We start from the raw sequence: 19432 nt of genomic DNA, 5'->3' as shown, positions 1-19432 counted from the left end.
GAAAATTACGAGGTTGAACCAGTCGCGTACCCCCCGTTACAATGCTGCGACAAAATGCATCATGGCGATCGGGACTACGCGACTGCCGTTCAATCATTCGGAAGGGCCACTGGGCTATGAGTACCACGACCGACCAACAGCCTCTGAGCGACATGTCGACCGTTCCGCTGGCGGCGATCGGCGAACAGATCAACACGGTTTTTCGGGCGTTTGCTGACAGCACGCGGCTGCGCATCCTGCATCTATTGGTCGACGACGAGATCTGCGTGGGGAACCTTGTCGAGATCCTGCAGCTACCTCAGCCAACCGTCTCGCGACACCTGGCCTATCTGCGGAAAGCGAACCTTGTCGACGTCCGCAAGGATGGGCTCTGGTCGCACTATTCGCTCGCCCCGGCGCAGTCCTGTTTCCAGCAAAAGCTGTACGACTGCCTCGCCGACTGTTTCGACGACGTCCCCGAACTGCAGCAAGACACCCGCCGCGCCAAGCAGCTCAAAGCAGAAGGCGGCTGCTGCGAATAGCTGTGTGCGTTGGAGTAAAGGCTTCAGCCGATCGCGCACACGACGGAAACGAGCGAGCTGGGACTGCACAGTCGGCGACCGGCAAACACGGAAGATTCGGCAACGCGGGAGGCCAGCTATCGGTAAACGCGCGCTCCATCGAACGGCTCGCCCTCTTTTTGTCGATGGATTATAAATGCCAGTGGCCGTAGCGACGCGCGCCCGAAACAATCCCAACCGCATTCCCCGGTACGCGCCTTTGCGTTCGCGGTTGATACAATGAAATACCCGTCGTCAGCAGGTGTTTTAACGGTGGATGGGACACTTGCCTGCCAGCGCCGATAAACCCGCTTGCTCGCGCACCGTCGCTTCCAAGACAGATCCAAAATCGCAATGACGCTCGCCATTTGATTTACCAGAGTCTCCCTGTGCTGCACTTCTTCTCTTTGCGAGCGTTCTAATGAGTGATCGATCGCACTGGACGCCCCTTGTTGTTGGCGTAGGTATCTCCCAAGCGGGGATTCTAGCTTTCGAGGCCTTTCTCGATGGTTTAGGCGATGCCTTCGATATCGCGATCGTGGTCAACCAGGCCGCCGAGGCCAACGGAGTTTGGTTGTCGACGGACCGACTGCGGCGACACACGTCCCTGCCTGTTGTGGAGGTCGTTCAACAGGTGCTGCTCAAACCGGGCTGTCTCTACATTGCCGCACCGGAAGTGGTGCTTGAATTGCGAGGCAATATGCTCGCGATTGCTGATCCCCAACGCCCTCTCAAAGCAACCGATCCGATCGACCACCTCTTCGATTCGATAGCGCAACAGCGGGGCGAATACGGAGTGGGGGGAATCGTCTCGGGTTCTGGCCAGTGGGGGACCATCGGCTTGCAATCGATAGACGATGCCGGTGGGATGACATTCGCATTCGACACGCAATCGGTCAGCGGCGCCATAAAATCCGTAGTCGACGTCGTCATGCCCGCCGCAAAGATCGCTGGAGTGATTCGCAAACACGCGGCTCGCTGGAAACGGATCGCACCTCTTCAACGCGAACAATCCGTTGGCGACCACAAGACGGAGACGGCGCAGTGCGGATCCTGCGACGGCGACGATCATGCACCGCGCGACGGCAAAGCGGAATCGGGATGCCAACGCATCGAACCATGCCAAGTCGATCCAACGTCTCTCTTGGAAAGTACCAATCTTGCCATTCTGTTTCTCGACAACGACTTTCGGATTCGCAGCTTTACACCAGGTGTGACGTCGCTCTACCCGCTGACCACATCGGATATCGGCAACCCCTTGGAGACGGTGACGCACAATGCGATCGAGATGCCTTCGATTCAGGAGGCGGCGTCCCGCGTGGCCAACGGACCTGTCGAAGAGGAAGTGGAAACACAGGATGGGCGTTGGTTCTTGAGACGGGTTCAAACCTATCGCAACACGACGCCGCGCGATGGTGGGTTTGTCGTCACGTTCTACGAAATCACGGAACAACACCGGTTGCGGATGCGACTTGCTGCGGCACACGGAGTGACCAAACTCCTGGCGGATGCGGAATCGTTTGAAACGGTGATCCCAAAAGTTCTTGAAGCGCTACGGGTCTCCTTGTCAGCCGAAGTCTGCTCGCTTTGGAGAATTGATGAACAGGGAAAATTTCTGACGTGCGTCGAGACCGATGTTAACGATAGCTCGTTGCAACCGTTCGTAGAAGTCAGCCGTAACACGCGGCTCGCTTTGGGCGAAGGGTTGCCCGGCCAAGCATGGAATGATCGTGAACCGGTCTGGGTCGAGGACGTTCAAAACACTGCGGGGATCGTTCGATCGGTCGCCGCTCGCGCTTGTGAATTGACCAGCGCGGTGGCGACTCCCATCATCGTGGGCCGCAAGTTCAAAGGCGTCATCGAAATCTTTACAGCTCGGCAGCTCACGCGAGAACCCGAACTGCTGCAGCTACTGGGGGCGGTTGGATACGAAATCGGACAATTTATTCGGCAACGTCGACTCTCGGACACCATCCGCGACGAAGAGGCACGGAAGTCGGCGATTCTCGAATCAGCGATCGACTGCGTGATCACGATGGATACCCACGGACGCATCGTCGACTTCAATCCCGCTGCGGAACGCACGTTTGGGTATGCCGCGTCGGAAGTTGTTGGTCGGGTGCTGTCCGAAGTCGTGATCCCCGAAGCGTTTCGCGAAGCACACGAAAACGGATTGGCGCGCTTCCTTCAGACCGGACAGTCCTCTTTGATGGGGCAACGTGTCGAATTAACAGCGCAACGCGCCGACGGCAGCCTGTTTCCCATCGAATTGGCGATGAGCGTCTCGCTGGGTCGCGATGGCTTACCGTTCTTCACCGGGTATCTAAGGGACATCACGGATCGCAAGCATGCCGAAGCGATCCTCCACGAACGTGCCGAACTCGCCGCGCTGCATGCGTCGTTGGCGGTATCCCTCGCTGGCGAAGCTCCGCTTTGTGAGATCCTCAACACCTGTTGTCAGCGGATCGTCGAAGGGCTCGACGCGGCTTTTGCGCGGGTTTGGTTGCTGAACGAACAGGAACAAGTGCTGTATCTGACGGCCAGCGCCGGAATGTACACGCACTTGGATGGTTCGCATGCTCGCATTCCGATGGGTCAGTGGAAGATAGGACGCATCGCGGCAACCCAAGAACCTTTGCTGAGCAACGACGTCGCGAACGAATCCAACATCAGTGATCCTCAGTGGGCCTCACGGGAAGGCATGGTAGCGTTTGCTGGGCTGCCTTTGGTCGTCGAACATCGCGTCGTGGGAGTCATGGCGTTGTTTGCCAAACACACGCTGGCGAAGGAAGGCTTTGAACAATTAATGCCGATGGCCGATGCGATCGCGCAATGCATCGCTCGCAAGGAATCCGAACAACAGTTGCTAGATCGGGAGCAGCGGTTGAATCTGGCGCTGGGGGCAGGCCGTCTGGGGACATGGCACTGGGATGTCGGGGCTGACCGCGTCACGTGGTCCGATCAACTGTACGAAATCTTTGGCTTTGCCAAGGAAGAGTTCCAAGCAACGCGCGACAGCTTCTTGCAGATTGTTCACATCGACGATCGCGCCTACGTTACGCAGAAGCTCGAGGCTATTTTCACGGGAAATTGCCGCGCCTATGAAATGGATTTCCGAATCACTCGCGGCGACGACCAACGGACGATTTGGACGTCGGGGCGCGGCGTGATTGTTCGGGATGCTTTCAATCACCCCCTGAGTATCACTGCGGTTGCCAGTGACATTACCGACCGCAAGCATTGGGAACTGGAACTGAGCGATCGGGAATCCCACCTGCGTAGCGTGATCGACCATACGCTCTTTTTCATCGGAGTGTTGGACGTCGATGGGACGCTGTTGGAGGCCAATGCGGTGGCGATCCACGCGGGAGGCGTCGACCGAAGCCAAGTCATTGGACGCAAGTTCTGGGATTGCTATTGGTGGAACTTTGGCCAGGAATCCATCGAGAAACTGCAAGACGCCGTACGGCAAGCCGCCACGGGCAAGGTCGTTCGCTACGACGTCGAAGCCCGGATGGCGGGCGATACACGGATGACCATCGACTTCATGATCAGTCCCGTTCGGGCAAGCGACGGATCGATTTCTTATCTCATTCCGTCGGGTGTCGATATCAGCGAACGACGTGCGGTGGAAGCTGCGGTGATCGAGCGGGAGCAGTTCCTGACCCTCGCCCTCGATGCGGGCAAAATGGGATCGTTCAAGTGGGACATTCAGACGCAACGGGTTGAATGGTCCGAGATGGTTTACACCATGTACGGTTGTCGCCCCGACCAGTTTGACGGAACCGTCACCAGTTGCTGGCAGCTGATCCATCCCGAGGATCGAGAATTCGTTAAGGCAGAAGCCGAGAAGGAATTGGCCAGTCCGTCCGACGACCATTTGGTTGAATTCCGCTTGATTCGCCCTCAGGATGGCCGCACGATTTGGGTGGAATCGCGCGGCGTGATTCATCGCGATCCGCACGGGAATCCGCTGCATGTCACCGGGCTGTTGCAAGATATTTCGGCGCGGAAAATCGATGAACTGAGCCTCGCGTTTCTTTCCGATTTGCAGACTCAGTTGATGCCGGTGACGGCAGTTTCAGAGCTGATGGCGGTGTCGACACGCATGATCGCCCAACACCTCGGATTGTCCCGATGCATGTTTGTGGAATTTGATGCCCACGGAGAAACCGCCGACATTCTCTGCGACCATCGCAATGGCGATCAGCCGAGCATGGTGGGCAGACATGCGGTACGAGCCTTCCACGATGAAGCCGAACGGGCCGCGCTGCTCGCAGGCCAACAGGTGCTTTCGAGCGACATCCGCAGCCCGCAGCGAAGCGTTCAACTGACCGACAACTTCCGCGCGTTCAACGTCGCCGCATTTTGTAATTCCGCCTACGTGACCGATCGCGGCGCGATGTTTGTTATCTCTGCTGTGCACGCCGAACAGCACACCTGGCAAACCGATGAACGGCGGTTGCTGCAGGAAGTCGCCGAGCGCGTGGGGCTACGGATTGAACGAGCGCGATCCGAAGAGGAGTTGGCGAATCGGGAGGCGCACCTGCGTCGCGTGATCAACAACCAATTGGGGCTGGTCGGCGTCATCGACCGCAATGGGATCCTTCTGGAGGTCGACGACCGTTCTTTGAAGATCGCACACACGCGACGTGAAGAGGTCGTCGGAAAGCATTTTGCCGAAGCGCCATGGTGGAGTTACGATCCGGCGGTTGCCGCCAAAATGCGTGAAACAATGCAGCGGGCGATGCAGGGGGAGGTCGTGCGTTACGACGTGTCACTGTTTGCCCACGGTGACGAAGGCGTGATGATCGACTTCATGATCGCGCCGGTGACCGATGCCAATGGCGAGGTGGAGTACCTGATTCCTTCGGGCGTTGACATTCGCGATCGCTATCGTGCCCAACAACAACTGATGGACAACGAACGTCGTGTTTCGATGGCACTGCGTGCCGGACGAATGGCCGCTTGGGAATGGACGCCTGAAAAGAGCCATTGGGATCCCCAACTGTTTGAATTGTTAGGCGTTCCGCCGGCGACGTCTCCGTCACCGGAGTATTTTTTCGAATGCGTCCATCCCGACGATCTACCGATGCTGCAAGCAACGTGGAAGCGAGCGACCGATGGTGAGGACGACTACGATGCGGAGTTTCGAATTCGGTTGCCTGACGGAAGCATTCGTTGGCTGGCTGCCGTTGGAACCGTGATTCGCGATCACGACGGAACCGTCGCCGCGATGCATGGATTGAACTGGGATATCACCGAGCAAAAAGAGACGCAGGAGCGGATTCGCGACAGCGAACAACGCTTCCGCAATATGGCCAATGCCGCCCCCGCGATGATTTGGGTGACCGACCCGAATCATCATTGCACCTTCCTGTCGCAACGCTGGAGTGATTACACGGGCCAACCCGCCCTGGAAGGATTGGAGTTTGGATGGCTTGAAACGCTCCATCCCGACGACCAACAGCCGGCGCGTGATGCCTTTCTTGCCGCGGCAGAAAAGTACGAATCCTTCGAATTGGATTTCCGCTTGCGGTGTGCCGATGGAAGCTATCGCTGGGCGATCGACGCCGGCCAGCCAAGATTCGATGAGTCGGGTGGTTTTGTCGGCTACGTCGGCTCCGTGATCGATGCCCACGACCGACACGAAGCGCAAGCCGCATTGCAAGAAGCGCGTGCCGTCGCCGTAGCCGCAAACGAATCGAAGAGTGCGTTTCTTGCCAACATGTCCCACGAAATTCGGACTCCCATGACCGCCATCCTGGGCTATACCGAATTGCTGGCCGATTTAGTGGAGGACGAGGAAGCGAAGCGGCACTTGCAAACCATCCGGCACAATGGCGACTACTTGCTGGACATCATCAATGACATCCTCGACCTGTCGAAGATCGAAGCTGGCAAATTGGATGTGGAGTGTGAACGCTTTGATCCGCATCGATTGATCGAAGATGTCCGCAGTATCATGGAAGTCCGGGCGCAAGAGGAGAAACTGAAATTGACCGTCACGTACGACGGCAAGCTTCCGAAATTGATTAGCTCCGATGCCAAACGTTTGAAGCAAATCTTGATCAATCTGGTTGGCAACGCGATCAAGTTTACGCTGGAAGGACGCGTTGAAATCCGTGTCCGATTTGAGGCCGCGTCGGAAAGGTTGCGTTTCGATGTGATCGATACGGGGATTGGAATTCCAGCCGAACAAATGGACACGCTATTCAAGCCGTTTTACCAAGGGGATGCCAGCGTGACGCGCAATTTTGGCGGAACCGGTTTGGGACTGGCGATCAGCCAGCGGCTTGCCGAAATGCTCGGCGATACCATCTCGGCGCGTAGCACCGTTGGCGTCGGCAGCACGTTTACCGTCCGCGTCGCCACTGGAAAAATTGTCGATTCCGACTTGGTGGACTACGACCCCATCGATCGCGCCCTCGAAACGGGTACGACCGTGGATGCCGATGCGATGCACGCGTTGACGTGTCACGTGTTGATCGTGGACGACCGCCGCGACATTCGATTCTTAAGCCGGCATATCCTGACCCAATCGGGCGCTACGGTGGATGAATGCGAAGACGGCCTCGTGGCGGTCGAATACATCACCCAGTGTTTAACCAATGGGGACAGCCCCGATCTGATCCTGTTGGACATGCAAATGCCAAAGCTCGATGGTTACTCCACCGCGAAAGAGATCCGCGCGCTCGGATACTCTGGACCGATCATCGCGCTAACGGCCGACGCCATGCAAGGTGATATGAACAAGTGCTTGGAAGCGGGCTGCAACGACTACTTGTCAAAGCCGATCGACAGATCGATCATGCTACAGAAGATTGCAGAAATGTTGGCGTAACTGAAATACAGGCTGCCTCTGTCAAGGACAGTTGAGCCGTCGCCAAAGGCAACGTTTCCGTTTCACCACCCCCCAACATCCTCTTGTTATGGTCGTCGAGCCTGCGTGGTAAACTCCTGGTTTTTCGCCTCCCAGAGCGCTATCATCGTCTGTAGAACCGCAGGCTTTCGATCGGCGAGGTCGTTTTGCTCGCCTCGGTCTTTTGCCAGGTCGTACAACTCCCACGCGCCTGCTTTCCCTGCGGCAACGACTTTGAAGTCCCCTTTCCGCAAGCCGCGGTTCCCTTCGTGAGACCACCACAAACATTCACGGTCCAGCGATTGGTCTGAATTCAAAATCGGCAGCAAACTCTTCCCTGGAGGGGGCGGCACCGTGGTGGCATGGCGCGACGCAACGGCTTGGACATTGGCGATTTCAAGGAGCGTCGGCACGATGTCGATGACATGCCCCGGTGTGTGCCGGAAGGTCCCGCCGTCAGCGATGCCTCGCGGCCAATGAACGATCAACGGGGTGGCGATTCCACCTTCGTGAACCCACGTCTTATGACGCCGGAACGGTGTGTTGGAGACGGTGGACCAACCGGGCCCCAAACAGAGATACGAATCGGCCGAACCGGGGGCGGCTTGCGGATCGTGGCCGTCGGCGCGGACCATGATCTCCGCACTGGCACCGTTGTCCGACAGGAACAGGATCAACGTCTCTTCCAACGCGTCCATCGCGCGAATCTGATCCAATACTCGCCCCAATTCCTGATCGATCCGATCGATCATCGCCGCATGGACGGCCATTTTATCCGCCTGAAATTCCTGCTGTCGCTCGGTCAACGCGTCCCAAGCCAACGGACGATTGACTTCGCCCGCCCCGAGCGTTTCCATCGCCTTGGGAAACGGATACGGCGGCCCCACGTCCGGTTCGACTTCCGACAACGCGATCGACGGAAAGCCCAACTGCCGCTGCTTGGAATGACGTTCGCCTCGCACCTGTTCCCAACCGGACCGATAACGATCGCGATACTTGGCGATGTCTTCCGGTAGCGCGTGCAGTGGGAAGTGCGGGGCGGTAAAGGCCAAGTAGTGGAAAAAAGGAGCTTCGGAATGATCCTGGGCGTGCTGTCGGAGACATGCGATGGCATGATCGGCAATCGCCGTCGTTCCGTAATACGATGTTCCCTTGGGAACCGGTGGCAGCTTGGCATCGTCCTCGTAATGCACCAACGGATTAAAAAACCGACCCTGATCGCTCAAGTAATACGAGCGATCGAAGCCGCACGCGATCGGCATCGAATCGATGTGCCACTTCCCCGAGTGATAGGACCGATAGCCAGCCGGCTTCAGCATTTCAGGCAACAGAGGCGCCCATGCGGGTCGCTTACCACGATTCCCACTTGGCACCCCTGGCACTTGATCGCGGCGGATTTGTTGTGCGTAGTACCCGGTCAGCAAAGATCCCCGCGTCGGCCAACATCGCCCGGTATTGTAGAACTGGGTGAAACGTAAGCCCCCCGCGGCCAAGCCGTCGAGATGAGGCGTTGCGATTTCGCTACCGTAACATCCCAGATCGGAATACCCCAAATCGTCGGCCATCACCAGCAAAATATTCGGCTGTGCTGCAGTTGCTAGGGGACCGACGAGCAACCACAGCAGAACACTGATCCAACGCAACGATGACATGACACAATGCCCTGACCGAACACGGGAATACGAATTGAAAGACGAGCGATCTTAGTGTACCTCAACCGCGTGCCGCGTTCGCGGTGATTCGCTTTCCCCGATACCACTTGCGATCGCTTGGTGCAACGAAGCGATCGCACCGACAATCTGCCGCGTCTCCCTTCGGAGGCGGGTTTCCAAATCCGGTGACACCACGTGCCCTCAAACCATCCGTCGATATCGACCATCACCTCTTTGCCAACCGGGCACGTGGAGGACAACAATTTAGGATGCGGTCCCAGGAAGGATGGTGCGGACCTGGCTTCCCACGGCCGTCTGCGTACCGCAAACGATTAGGACGCCGATCGGAAGACAAAGTAGACCGCCGCGAGGATGCAGAGTGCTGCCCACACGTAATCCCATTTCAACGGCTGATGCATGTAGAAGATGGCAAAGGGAACAAACACGCTCAACGTGATCACTTCCTGCAAGATCTTCAACTGGCCTAGGTCCAATCGGGTGTAGCCAAGCCGATTCGCTGGAACTTGAATCAGGTACTCGAAAAACGCGATCCCCCAACTCGCAAGGACCGCGATCATCCAAGGTCGACTCTCAAGATTTTTCAAGTGCGCGTACCAAGCGAACGTCATGAAGACGTTCGACAAAACAAGCAAGCCCGCTGTCTTCCAAAGCACCGGTCCCATGCACGCTTTCTCCGTGGATCACAGGTTGCTGACGCATTCAAAAGGCATGCATCCACAGCCCGTCAGATGAAATTCCAGCGGGAAATCATAGGCGATGCGGTGCGTTTTCCTAGCGGTCGTTTGGATCTAGAACGAACGCACTTGGGGTTCCCGATCCCAGATCCGATGCTGCTTCGCCACGTCCACAAATTTCTGAGGTTTGCCATCGGACAGTTCGACCAAGCCTTCGTCCGCGTCCGTTGCCACGCTCGCGCGTTGGAATAGATCGCTGGCAGTCTCGGTAAATCCGATCACTTTCAGATGAGCAAACGCATCGCGAATGAAATCGACGGCGGCGGCTTCCGAAGAAAGCATCGACGCGTTGGCTTCCGAAGGAGCGATCACGACACAGTCGAATAGACACGACGGGGCCCCGGAGAGAAAATGATCCGGCTTGATCTCGTCGCCATTGCTAGCCTGGATCGTGCCGATCGTGGGTGTGATCACTTCGACGATCGCCTTTTCCGCTTTGGCTTCCTTGAGTAACGCTTTGTACAACTTCGCGTCGACGCCGTCGGTCGTCAGCAGACCGATCTTCTTTCCCGTCAAGCTCTTCGGTGCTTTGGCATACTGGGACAAGGCGGGCGATGGCTCGGGTTGGCCGACCTTGACGGCGGGTTGGATCGAATCGGCTTGCCCTTGCATGCCAAGCGCCACGGCAACTTTGTCGGCAAGACCCTTGTCGACGTTCTGCAAGTGGCCAAGCATCCGAGTGCGAATTTTAGCGTTCTCGCATTTGCCTAACTCAAAGCCGAAGCCGCCGGCGATGTGGCGTTTTTCCGGCTCCGTCATCGACTTGTAGAACAACCGCGCCTGGGTGTAGTGATCGGCAAAACTTTCCGGACGGATCCGCAACTTCGCGCCCGCCTCTTCCGCTGGATGCGATTGAAAACCGTTCCGTGGGTCTTCGCGTAGCGTCCCGTCGTCGAGGGAGTTCGGTTCGTTAGCGACCCGTCCCTGCGGGATATCCATTTGCATGTGTCCATCGCGTTGGAAGTTTGCAAACGGACACTTCGGCTTGTTCACGGGAATCTGGTGAAAGTTGGGACTGCCCAATCGCGACAACTGGGTGTCCAAGTAGGAGAACAATCGTCCTTGCAGCAAAGGATCGTTAGAAAAGTCGATGCCGGGGACAACGTGTGACGGACAGAACGCGACCTGTTCGGTTTCCGAGAAAAAGTTATCGACGTTGCGGTCCAAGACCATCTTGCCCAACGGAGTCAGTGGCACCAGCTCCTCGGGCACTAGCTTGGTCGGGTCGAGCACGTCGAAATCAAATTTACTGGCTTGGTCTTCACTGAAAACCTGCACCGACAACTCCCACTCAGGATATTGCTTCATCGCGATCGCATTGAAAAGATCGCGGCGATGGAAATCGGGATCTGCTCCGCCGATCTTGACCGCTTCGTCCCAGATCAATGAAAACGTCCCAAGCTTTGGACGCCAATGGAATTTGACAAAATTCGACTGGCCCTCGGTGTTGATCATCCGGAAAGTATGAACACCGAAACCTTCCATCATTCGAAACGATCGTGGGATCGCTCGGTCGGACATGATCCACATCAACATGTGCATCGATTCGGGTGTCAGCGAAACGAAGTCCCAAAAGGAATCGTGCGCCGACTGGGCTTGGGGGAATCCACGGTCCGGGGCCGGTTTCACCGCGTGGATCAAGTCGGGGAATTTGATGGCATCTTGGATGAAGAAGACGGGGATGTTGTTACCCACCAGATCGTAGTTCCCCTGGTCGGTGTAAAATTTGACGGAGAACCCGCGAACGTCGCGGGCGGTATCGTGAGACCCTTCACTGCCCGCAACGGTTGAGAAGCGACAGAAGACGGGCGTCTTCACCGATGGGTCTTGCAGGAAGGATGCCTTCGTCAAATGGCCGTGCGATTCATAACATTGAAAGTAGCCGTGGGCTGCGTACCCACGGGCGTGGACAACGCGTTCGGGAATCCGTTCGTGATCGAAGTGGGTGATCTTCTCTCGCAGAATGAAGTCCTCGAGCAATTGCGGACCGCGCGGCCCAACAGCCAGCGTGTTCTGATCATCTGACACCGCAACGCCCTGGTTGGTCGTTAACCGACCATCGCCTTGGCTCGTCTGATGCAGTTCACCTCCGTTGCCGGTGTTCGAATCGGTTGCCGAGGATCGATTAGCTTTTTTTGCCACGTGGGATGCCCTGTGGGTTGAGGGGGAAGGGATGGGTCGGATACGAAATCACTCCGTTGCGTGTAAGCAAACTCCGTTCCATCGCGAATCGAACCCGATTTGGGTACGGGGAACCGAATCGTGTGTTGGGCGATTTTTCATCCAATGCCCTCCCGAGAATCGGGCGCGCAACTTGCTGTTCCGCAAGCCGTTGCTCATACCCACTTTCCGACCCGCTCGTTTTGAGGCGATCCGATGGCAAACAAGTCAAAATCACAAGGCGAATCCAACGATGAGACACAACGACCCGCTCAATCTCAATCGCACCAACCCGGCGACGAGCACCGCATGTCGCCCGAACCGGTCAGCGTTCGCGAGGATTACGTCGGCAGCGACAAGCTGAAGGGGAAAGTGGCGTTGATTACGGGGGGCGACAGTGGAATCGGCCGCAGCGTGGCGATACTATTCGCACACGAGGGGGCGAATGTGGCGATCGTCTACCTCAACGAAGATCAGGATGCCGAGGAAACGAAGCGTCGGGTCGAAAGTGCAGGGGGCAAGTGCCTGTTGATTGCCGGAGATATCGGCGATCAAGCGTTCTGCGAAGCGGCAGTCGCGAAGACCGCGAAGCATTTCGGTCGGTTGGATGTGCTGGTCAACAACGCAGCCGAACAGCATCCTCAAAAAGAACTGTCCGCAATCAAGGAATCGCAACTGATAAAAACATTTCGAACCAACCTTTTTTCCATGTTTTATTGCTGCCAAGCCGCCGTGCCTCATCTCCGCAAACATCGCGGCAGTTCGATCATCAATACGACTTCGGTGACTGCGTACCGGGGCAGCCCCGGTTTATTGGACTACTCCGCGACCAAAGGGGCGAACGTTAGCTTCACGCGCTCGCTCTCCCAAAACCTGGTCGACGACGGAATCCGAGTGAACGCTGTCGCACCCGGTCCCATCTGGACCCCGCTGATCCCAGCAACCTTTCCCGCGGAGAAAGTCGCCAAGTTTGGCAGCGATGCCCCGATGGGGCGTGCCGGACAACCTTTCGAATGTGGTGGATGCTACGTCTTTCTAGCGAGCGACGATGCGTCTTATATGACCGGGCAAGTGCTGCATCCCAATGGCGGCGAGATCATTAATGGATAGGTCTCGTGGACGCTTGTGGCGTGTCGATCACGCATGTTCGATAGTTTTTACGCCAACGGTCACGCTTCGAAAGCTCGCCACAACAACACGTCTAAACGGTGCGTCGATCGCCAGCATCAGGTCTTACCCTGCTGGCGATCGGTACTGCCGAACCACTGAACTATCGTCGGCCAAGTGCCGGCGTTAGCGTGGCTTGTTCGCCCGTGGTTGGACTCGCGTATTGACGCGTGTGTATGCATCCTCCGCTGCCGGACGCGCTTCCTCCCAGCTCATGTGGGCGGCGCCTCCTTCGTTCTCCCAACGCTGGCGGGCAATCGCCTCGCGCGTCGCGAAATCTTCCGTTCCCTCGGATTCATACGCCTCCCAGCCGGCTCGATACGCAGGCTGGTAGTGGTTGTATTCATAGGCTTCCTTCACGTAAGGTCGATTGCGGTATTCGGATTCCCAGTAGGCCGCTTCGACCGTGGGATCGACATTCTCCGCGACTGCCTTGCCGGCATATCCGCCCGCGACTCCTCCCACAATTGCCCCGGCCACCGCACCGACAGGTCCCCCTGCGGCACCAGCCGCGGCGCCGGCAGCGGCACCACCGATCGCCGCACCGACGCCGGTGCCAACCGGATGGGAGCCCGCGGCTCCGGTGATGGGATCTTCGTTGCGCAGTTCTTCGCGGGTTGCCTTCGTCTTTTTGTCCTGGCTTGCCATTGTTCGTATTCCTTATGCTTGGGATTCGGGGGCAAAACGAACCGATCGCATCGACAACACGACCGGTAAAGACTGCCCAAATTGCATGGCATTTGTCGTGCCGGAATTTGGAACTGGCGCGGTACTTGCATCGATTTGTCAACACCGTGAGTCTGCGACGGCTGATGGTAAAGATCCAAATTGTGCTGTTCGGTTTGGAAATTGGACGCGGTGTCCAAGCTTTCAGACTCTGATGCGTGTTTGAACGACCGAGATTTACCGACGGCTGACGCCAAGCATATCGCGACGCGTCAAGATTCCATGGTCGTAAAGAGGATCGCGACATCATAGCGGCAGGTGGTCGACCAACATGCGCGATACGGAATCAGCCTAGTACGCCCATCAACCTACCGTCGCAGCGAACGTACCTGATTTTTATGTTCGCCCCTCCAACAAAAGGAATCTCTCATGTTGCCCGCTACTAACCGCCGTGTCGCCAGCCACACTTGCGACGCAGTCAATCGTCAGATCGCCCAGCAGACCCGCGAACGGATCGCTCACTTTTCAAAGCGATCCCACCAAGAAATTTCCCAGCGGCTCGATGAATTGGATCACGAGTGGGATATCGAACGCGCGTTGGAGTGTAACGCTTCGGCACTCGCCTTCTCGGGCGTCATGATGGCGGCGTCCGTTGATCGTCGCTGGCTGATCCTTCCCGCCGCAGTGACCGCCTTCCTGTTCCAGCACGCCGTCCAAGGCTGGTGTCCGCCACTGCCAATCCTCCGCAGGATGGGCTTCCGTACATCGGCCGAGATCAACGAGGAACGCTATGCGTTGAAGGCCTTGCGCGGTGATTTTGAACAGATCCATCGTGAAAATCCAGCCGCGCCGCAGGCCGCGTTCGCCGCAGCGTCGCAATAACGCGCTCCTGCACCGGCAATTGCTCGACCGCCGATGAGGGCGTCCCGAGCGATTCGGTGTCGAGGGAATGTGGCGGCGGCGAGTGCCCATTGGAAACCGTGACGTCTTGCGCGGCGTGAACGGTCATTGCGCTACCGCCGCCAGCCGCGTGGATCCAATCCTGACATCCCTATGGTCGGTGGTGTGACTCAACATGCTTGACCTGTTTGGCACACAAATCGCGTAGAGGACGTCAAAACGCGAGCCCACCGCGTTGTCGTTCCACCTCCTTGATCTGCTACCCAATCGTGACGCCATGACGAACCCAGTCGCGTGCCTACCACGCCACCCACGTCCCAATTATTGGAAACGCGTGATCGCGGTTTCGCGAGAATGGATGCGGAACCCGGCGCAAGTCGCTTCGGTCGTTCCTAGCTTCCCATTCCTGACCCGACAGATCGCACAGCGCTGTTGCGTTCATCAAGCGCGACGAATCGTCGACTTAGGGCCTGGAACGGGAGGCACGACGCAAAGTCTGCTGGACAATGCGTCACCACATTGTCGAGTGCTCGCGATCGAGAAGACCGCGGGCTTCATCGATCCGCTAAAATCGCTAGGCGACCCCCGACTGACCGTGGCGGAAGATGATGTTGTTGGTTTGGAACGCATTCTCCTAATGCACGAATTCAGTTCTCCCGACCTGATCGTGTCGGGCATCCCATTTTCATCGATCGACGCGGCCAGTGCCTCATCGATCGTCCGGGCGATTCACCGCACGCTGCCGGTGGGTGGAACCTTCATCGCCTACCAATTGCGAAGCCATGTGGCGACGTATGCGAAACCCTATTTCGGTGCACCCACCGTCGAATATGTGTTACTAAACCTACCGCCGCTTCGCGTCTTTACTTGGCAGAAACAGGAATGAGCCTCTCGTAACGCCAAACTGACTTTTGCGCAAAGCTTCACACAGCACCTGGCGCCGGCGACGCCAATTCCCGCCGCCAAAGCAATCGGTAGATTCGTTCGACACGATGTTGGCACTCCACTGAAATGCCACGCGCGTCGGGAGCTGATAGAACTCGCTTTGCGGCAAAACCAATACCAGCACGAAACGCAAGTTCCGATGTTGCACCGATGGCTGCTCTAATCAGGCGCTGCACCGGTATTCCTGAAATAAAAGCTCAGGGTAACGTTTCCTCAGTGTGCGGAGTCCGTGGTTGTTTTTTAGCTGTCGCTGAAGCCGCTGGTGTTCGCGATAGTAGAACGTGATCAACACAACCCCCATCCAGCTCTCGACCGCCGCGAAATCTTTGAAGCTGCACTGGTTCATTCCCAGCGTGCTCTTGAGTTCTTTGAAGCACCACTCGATTCGACCGTGCCGCGTAAGAATCGCAATCAAGAATCGCAGCAGCATGCTTCGGAAGTGAACAGAAACCTGCGTAGTCGGCATAAACGACTTGATTGCGAGGAGGGAATCTTCCATGATTGCCATCGGTGAGTTCCTGGGATTTGTTTGTGTGGTAACTCATAAACTCAGGAGGTCTCACCTCTTTCTGCAACACCATTCTCACTAGCACCCCCATCGACGCGCAACATCAAAACTTGCGCGTCGTGCTGGTATTTTCGAGGTAGTCGCTCGCTTGCGTTTCGAACTGGTATTGCTTCAAATCGTTGGACTCAACCATGCATTCGATCAATCGCCGCGAAAGTATCTTCCGACTGGGAACCTCCCTGGGCAGCATCGCCGCAGCTGCGGTGACTTTCGACGATGCCCGTGGGAACGGCGACGCTGCGGCGCCTCTTGCTCCCAAGGCGGGACATTTTCCGGCGAAGGCAAAGAACTGCATCTTCCTGATGATGGAGGGGGGACCTTCGCACATCGATACCTTCGACCCTAAGCCGGCGCTGAGCAAATTCCACTTGAAGGAATTCACTCGTAAAGGGGAGCAAAAGTCGGCGATGGAGAGCGGCAAACGGTATTACGTCGAGAGTCCATTCCGTTTCAGCAAGCATGGGGAAAGCGGAGCGGATATGGCGGACAACTGGACGCATCTCTCCAAGCTGGCCGATGACTTGTGCTTTTATCGCGGGTGCCAAGTCGACAGCGTGAACCACCCGACGGCAATGTATCAAATGAACTGCGGCAATCGCTTTGGCGGCGATCCCGGACTCGGAGCGTGGGTGACGTATGGGCTGGGCAGCGAAAACCAAAACCTGCCTGGCTTCCTCGTGCTACCCGAAGTGTCGTATCCTCAGGGTGGCGCGGCGAATTGGAGCAACGGATACCTGCCCGCTTTTTATCAGGGGACACCGCTGCGTCCCAAGGGATCGCCGATCCTCGACCTGCAACCGCCGGCTGGAGTCAGCGCCGCGCGGCAGCGGGCGAATCTCGACTTCTTGAACAAACTCAACGCCGACCATGCCGCGAAGCATCCCAGCCACGAGGATCTGAACGCGCGCATCGAAAGCTATGAATTGGCCTTCCGCATGCAGATGGAAGTCCCCGATGCAATCGATCTTTCGGGAGAGGATGCGAAGACGCTGGACGCGTACGGGATCGGTGGCGAGGCGACCGATGCCTTTGGACGCAAGTGCCTGCTGGCTCGCAAGATGGTCGAAAAAGGAGTCCGCTTCGTCCAACTCTACAACGGCACATGGGATAGCCACGACTACATCGAACGGGCCCACGGCAACTTGGTCCGCGGCGTCGACCAACCGATCGCCGCGCTGATCCAGGACTTAAAACAGCGCGGGTTGTTGGAGAGCACATTGATCGTGTGGTGCGGCGAATTCGGTCGGACACCGGACAACGGGGTGCGTGGCGGCGTAGCTTATGGGCGCGACCACAATCCCAACGCGATGACGATTTGGATGGCCGGGGGCGGATGCAATGCCGGACACACAATCGGAGCAACGGACGAACTGGGGATGACTGCCGTCGAAAACGTCCACCATGTCCGCGATTTTCACTGCACCCTGCTGCGACTGCTCGGCTTGGACGACAACAAATTGACTTACTATCACGCCGGGCGTTTTAAACAGCTGAGTCAATTCGGTGGGAAGGTGATCGATGCGTTGATCGCTTGAGCTGCTTCGCCGTGCCAACGATTGGCCGCGGAGACAGAATTCCGACTTCCGCACAATGCGGATCGACTGGTCGGCTAGTGTTCCAGCGGCGGGATCGGGCTTCCGTGGGGATCGGTTTTCGTATCGCGGGTCTCGCGATTCAACTTGTCCCCCATCACCGCATCGGTCACATGTTCCAACGCATCCGCCTTGGCGTGCAGCCGGTCGGTGTCGACTCCCGCTTCATCGACCAGGTATTGTTCCCACAAGCGATGACTGCGGACCAACCACCGCGCTTGGGTTCGGCCTCGCTTGGTCAATCGGTATCCCGCATCGATCGGTTGCACGTTGCCACGCCCCTGATGCATCCGCAACAACAGGGCGGTCGCGAACGGACCGGCCATCAATCGCGGGCCCAACTGGGCTTCCGTCGCCACGACATGGTCGCGATGCTCTTCCATCCGGAACATCACCGCCAACACGTCTTCCGCCAGGATCCGCCAGCTGAGCATCTGCCGCCGGACAGCTTTCACCAACACGCCGTGCCGCGGCCCCAACAGCATCGCCACAACAAACAGCAGCCCCGTGGCAACCGCCATCATTCCCGACGTGCTTGTGCTGCGGAAACCAAACCAACCGGGAACGACCAGCGCCGAAAGATGCCCCAACACGCCCGATGCGATCGCGATTAGACTGCTCAGCAAAATCACCATCGACAGCCGATCGGTCAACATCAGCGCCGCTGCGGGCGGAACGACAAACATCGCGACGACCAAGATGTTGCCCACGCTCTCAAAACTGGCTACGGCGGTGATCGCAACCAATGTCATCAGCGAATAGTGAATCAACGAAGCTCGGAAGCCCAACGCGGTCGCAAGCGACGCGTCGAACGAACTGAGCTTCAACTCTTTATAGAACAGCGCAACAAAGGCGATGTTGATGCACAGCACCACACTCAAGACCGCCACGACGCGTGGGACTTCCAAGCCGCCGAAACGGACAAGATCCAAAGGCGTCAGTTCGATCGCGCCATATAACACGCAGCCCGGATCGAGATCGACGTGATCGGCCGCTTGAACGATCATCACCAGACCGAGCGCAAACAGCGAAGTAAAGACGACCCCCATCGACGCCCCCTCGTCGACTTTGCCAAACCCTCGAATCCATTCACTGAAGAGCGCCGTCAGCACGCCGACGATCACTGCCCCGACAAACATCGCGATGCTGCTGCGATTGCCCGACAGCAGAAAGGCCGCAGCCAGACCGGGAAGGACCGCATGGGTGATCGCATCGCCCAGCATGCTCATCTTGCGAAGGACCAGGAAATTGCCGAGCAAAGCGGCCGAAAGCGCGCACAGACACCCGGCGACGATGATCCAACCGTCCAGTGACCACGTCAGGCTTTGCAATGCGTTCATGGCATCATCTTAAACGATCGCGACGCACCTCGGGAGCGGCGACTGAGGCGTTCGAACAAGTTCAACGACTTGTCGAAGTGCCGACGATCAGCATCGTATCACCGATCAATTCACAAACCATCTGCCGTGCTGCGGTCGTACTTTGGAGTGCTGTCGGGGGGACAGCGTCGATTGATTTGAACGCGCTGGGATTTTGAGCAAAAACAGTAGACTCGGCAAATCGGAACCCTTACCATCATGCCAAGGGCAGCTTAATACACATCTTATCGCTGGCCCGTCATTCATT

At 57.4% G+C, this 19432-nt stretch carries 12 protein-coding genes; 6 read left to right on the top strand and 6 right to left on the bottom strand.

Annotated features, from left to right (window positions below; translation table 11 throughout):
- The first annotated feature begins 116 nt into the window (after positions 1 to 116).
- Together Poly24_RS08160 and Poly24_RS08155 are read left to right on the top strand one after the other, a co-directional pair.
- Positions 117 to 521 (top strand): ArsR/SmtB family transcription factor, encoded by a 405-nt coding sequence (locus Poly24_RS08160; RefSeq protein WP_231753519.1) that lies wholly within the window; start codon positions 117 to 119, stop codon positions 519 to 521.
- A gap of 439 nt (positions 522 to 960) precedes the next feature.
- Positions 961 to 7383, top strand: coding sequence for a PAS domain S-box protein (locus Poly24_RS08155; protein WP_145093130.1), 6423 nt, complete (start codon positions 961 to 963; stop codon positions 7381 to 7383).
- A gap of 86 nt (positions 7384 to 7469) precedes the next feature.
- Here the strand turns inward: Poly24_RS08155 and Poly24_RS08150 are convergent, their stop codons facing one another.
- The 3 genes from Poly24_RS08150 to Poly24_RS08140 all read right to left on the bottom strand — a co-directional run bounded on the left by Poly24_RS08150 (position 7470) and on the right by Poly24_RS08140 (position 11950).
- Entirely contained in the window at positions 7470 to 9053 is a 1584-nt protein-coding gene (locus Poly24_RS08150; protein WP_145093127.1) for an arylsulfatase, read from the bottom strand.
- A gap of 332 nt (positions 9054 to 9385) precedes the next feature.
- Positions 9386 to 9736 (bottom strand): DMT family protein, encoded by a 351-nt coding sequence (locus tag Poly24_RS08145; RefSeq protein WP_145093124.1) that lies wholly within the window; start codon positions 9734 to 9736, stop codon positions 9386 to 9388.
- Between the two features lie 126 nt (positions 9737 to 9862).
- Entirely contained in the window at positions 9863 to 11950 is a 2088-nt protein-coding gene (locus tag Poly24_RS08140) for a catalase (RefSeq protein WP_145093121.1), read from the bottom strand.
- Positions 11951 to 12184: 234 nt separating this feature from the next.
- Between Poly24_RS08140 and Poly24_RS08135 the strand changes: the two genes are divergently transcribed.
- Positions 12185 to 13078: an SDR family oxidoreductase gene (locus Poly24_RS08135; RefSeq protein WP_145093118.1), complete on the top strand. Its 894-nt coding sequence runs from the start codon at positions 12185 to 12187 to the stop codon at positions 13076 to 13078.
- A 183-nt stretch (positions 13079 to 13261) separates the two neighbouring features.
- Here Poly24_RS08135 and Poly24_RS08130 read toward each other — a convergent pair whose 3' ends face one another.
- Positions 13262 to 13783, bottom strand: a complete 522-nt coding sequence (locus tag Poly24_RS08130; RefSeq protein WP_145093116.1) for a hypothetical protein — start codon at positions 13781 to 13783, stop codon at positions 13262 to 13264.
- 447 nt (positions 13784 to 14230) lie between these two features.
- Between Poly24_RS08130 and Poly24_RS08125 the strand changes: the two genes are divergently transcribed.
- Positions 14231 to 14683 carry a hypothetical protein gene (locus Poly24_RS08125; protein WP_145093114.1) on the top strand — a complete coding sequence of 151 codons (453 nt, stop codon included), beginning with the start codon at positions 14231 to 14233 and terminating at the stop codon, positions 14681 to 14683.
- A gap of 295 nt (positions 14684 to 14978) precedes the next feature.
- Positions 14979 to 15587: a class I SAM-dependent methyltransferase gene (locus Poly24_RS08120; RefSeq protein WP_145093112.1), complete on the top strand. Its 609-nt coding sequence runs from the start codon at positions 14979 to 14981 to the stop codon at positions 15585 to 15587.
- A 222-nt stretch (positions 15588 to 15809) separates the two neighbouring features.
- On the opposite strand, the gene Poly24_RS08115 is transcribed toward Poly24_RS08120, so the two are convergent.
- Complete coding sequence (locus tag Poly24_RS08115; protein WP_145093109.1) at positions 15810 to 16145, bottom strand: hypothetical protein; 336 nt, start codon at positions 16143 to 16145, stop codon at positions 15810 to 15812.
- A 200-nt stretch (positions 16146 to 16345) separates the two neighbouring features.
- Here Poly24_RS08115 and Poly24_RS08110 point away from each other — a divergent pair, with 200 nt between their 5' ends.
- On the top strand, positions 16346 to 17749 hold the full coding sequence (locus tag Poly24_RS08110; RefSeq protein ID WP_197452412.1) for a DUF1501 domain-containing protein: 1404 nt from the start codon (positions 16346 to 16348) through the stop codon (positions 17747 to 17749).
- Between the two features lie 74 nt (positions 17750 to 17823).
- Here the strand turns inward: Poly24_RS08110 and Poly24_RS08105 are convergent, their stop codons facing one another.
- On the bottom strand, positions 17824 to 19146 hold the full coding sequence (locus Poly24_RS08105) for a metal ABC transporter permease (protein WP_145093103.1): 1323 nt from the start codon (positions 19144 to 19146) through the stop codon (positions 17824 to 17826).
- Between the last annotated feature and the right edge of the window lie 286 nt (positions 19147 to 19432).

This window comes from Rosistilla carotiformis (assembly GCF_007753095.1).
In the GTDB taxonomy this organism is placed as follows: Bacteria; Planctomycetota; Planctomycetia; order Pirellulales; family Pirellulaceae; genus Rosistilla; species Rosistilla carotiformis.
This window is presented reverse-complemented; position numbering and strand designations above follow the sequence as displayed.

Coding starts and splice junctions, on each gene's coding strand:
- Poly24_RS08135 (WP_145093118.1), top strand. CDS start 12,185: ATGGCAAACAAGTCAAAATCACAAGGCGAATCCAACGATGAGACACAA.
- Poly24_RS08155 (WP_145093130.1), top strand. CDS start 961: ATGAGTGATCGATCGCACTGGACGCCCCTTGTTGTTGGCGTAGGTATC.
- Poly24_RS08105 (WP_145093103.1), bottom strand. CDS start 19,146: ATGAACGCATTGCAAAGCCTGACGTGGTCACTGGACGGTTGGATCATC.
- Poly24_RS08150 (WP_145093127.1), bottom strand. CDS start 9,053: ATGTCATCGTTGCGTTGGATCAGTGTTCTGCTGTGGTTGCTCGTCGGT.
- Poly24_RS08110 (WP_197452412.1), top strand. CDS start 16,346: ATGCATTCGATCAATCGCCGCGAAAGTATCTTCCGACTGGGAACCTCC.
- Poly24_RS08145 (WP_145093124.1), bottom strand. CDS start 9,736: ATGGGACCGGTGCTTTGGAAGACAGCGGGCTTGCTTGTTTTGTCGAAC.
- Poly24_RS08125 (WP_145093114.1), top strand. CDS start 14,231: ATGTTGCCCGCTACTAACCGCCGTGTCGCCAGCCACACTTGCGACGCA.
- Poly24_RS08115 (WP_145093109.1), bottom strand. CDS start 16,145: ATGGAAGATTCCCTCCTCGCAATCAAGTCGTTTATGCCGACTACGCAG.
- Poly24_RS08130 (WP_145093116.1), bottom strand. CDS start 13,783: ATGGCAAGCCAGGACAAAAAGACGAAGGCAACCCGCGAAGAACTGCGC.
- Poly24_RS08160 (WP_231753519.1), top strand. CDS start 117: ATGAGTACCACGACCGACCAACAGCCTCTGAGCGACATGTCGACCGTT.
- Poly24_RS08120 (WP_145093112.1), top strand. CDS start 14,979: ATGACGAACCCAGTCGCGTGCCTACCACGCCACCCACGTCCCAATTAT.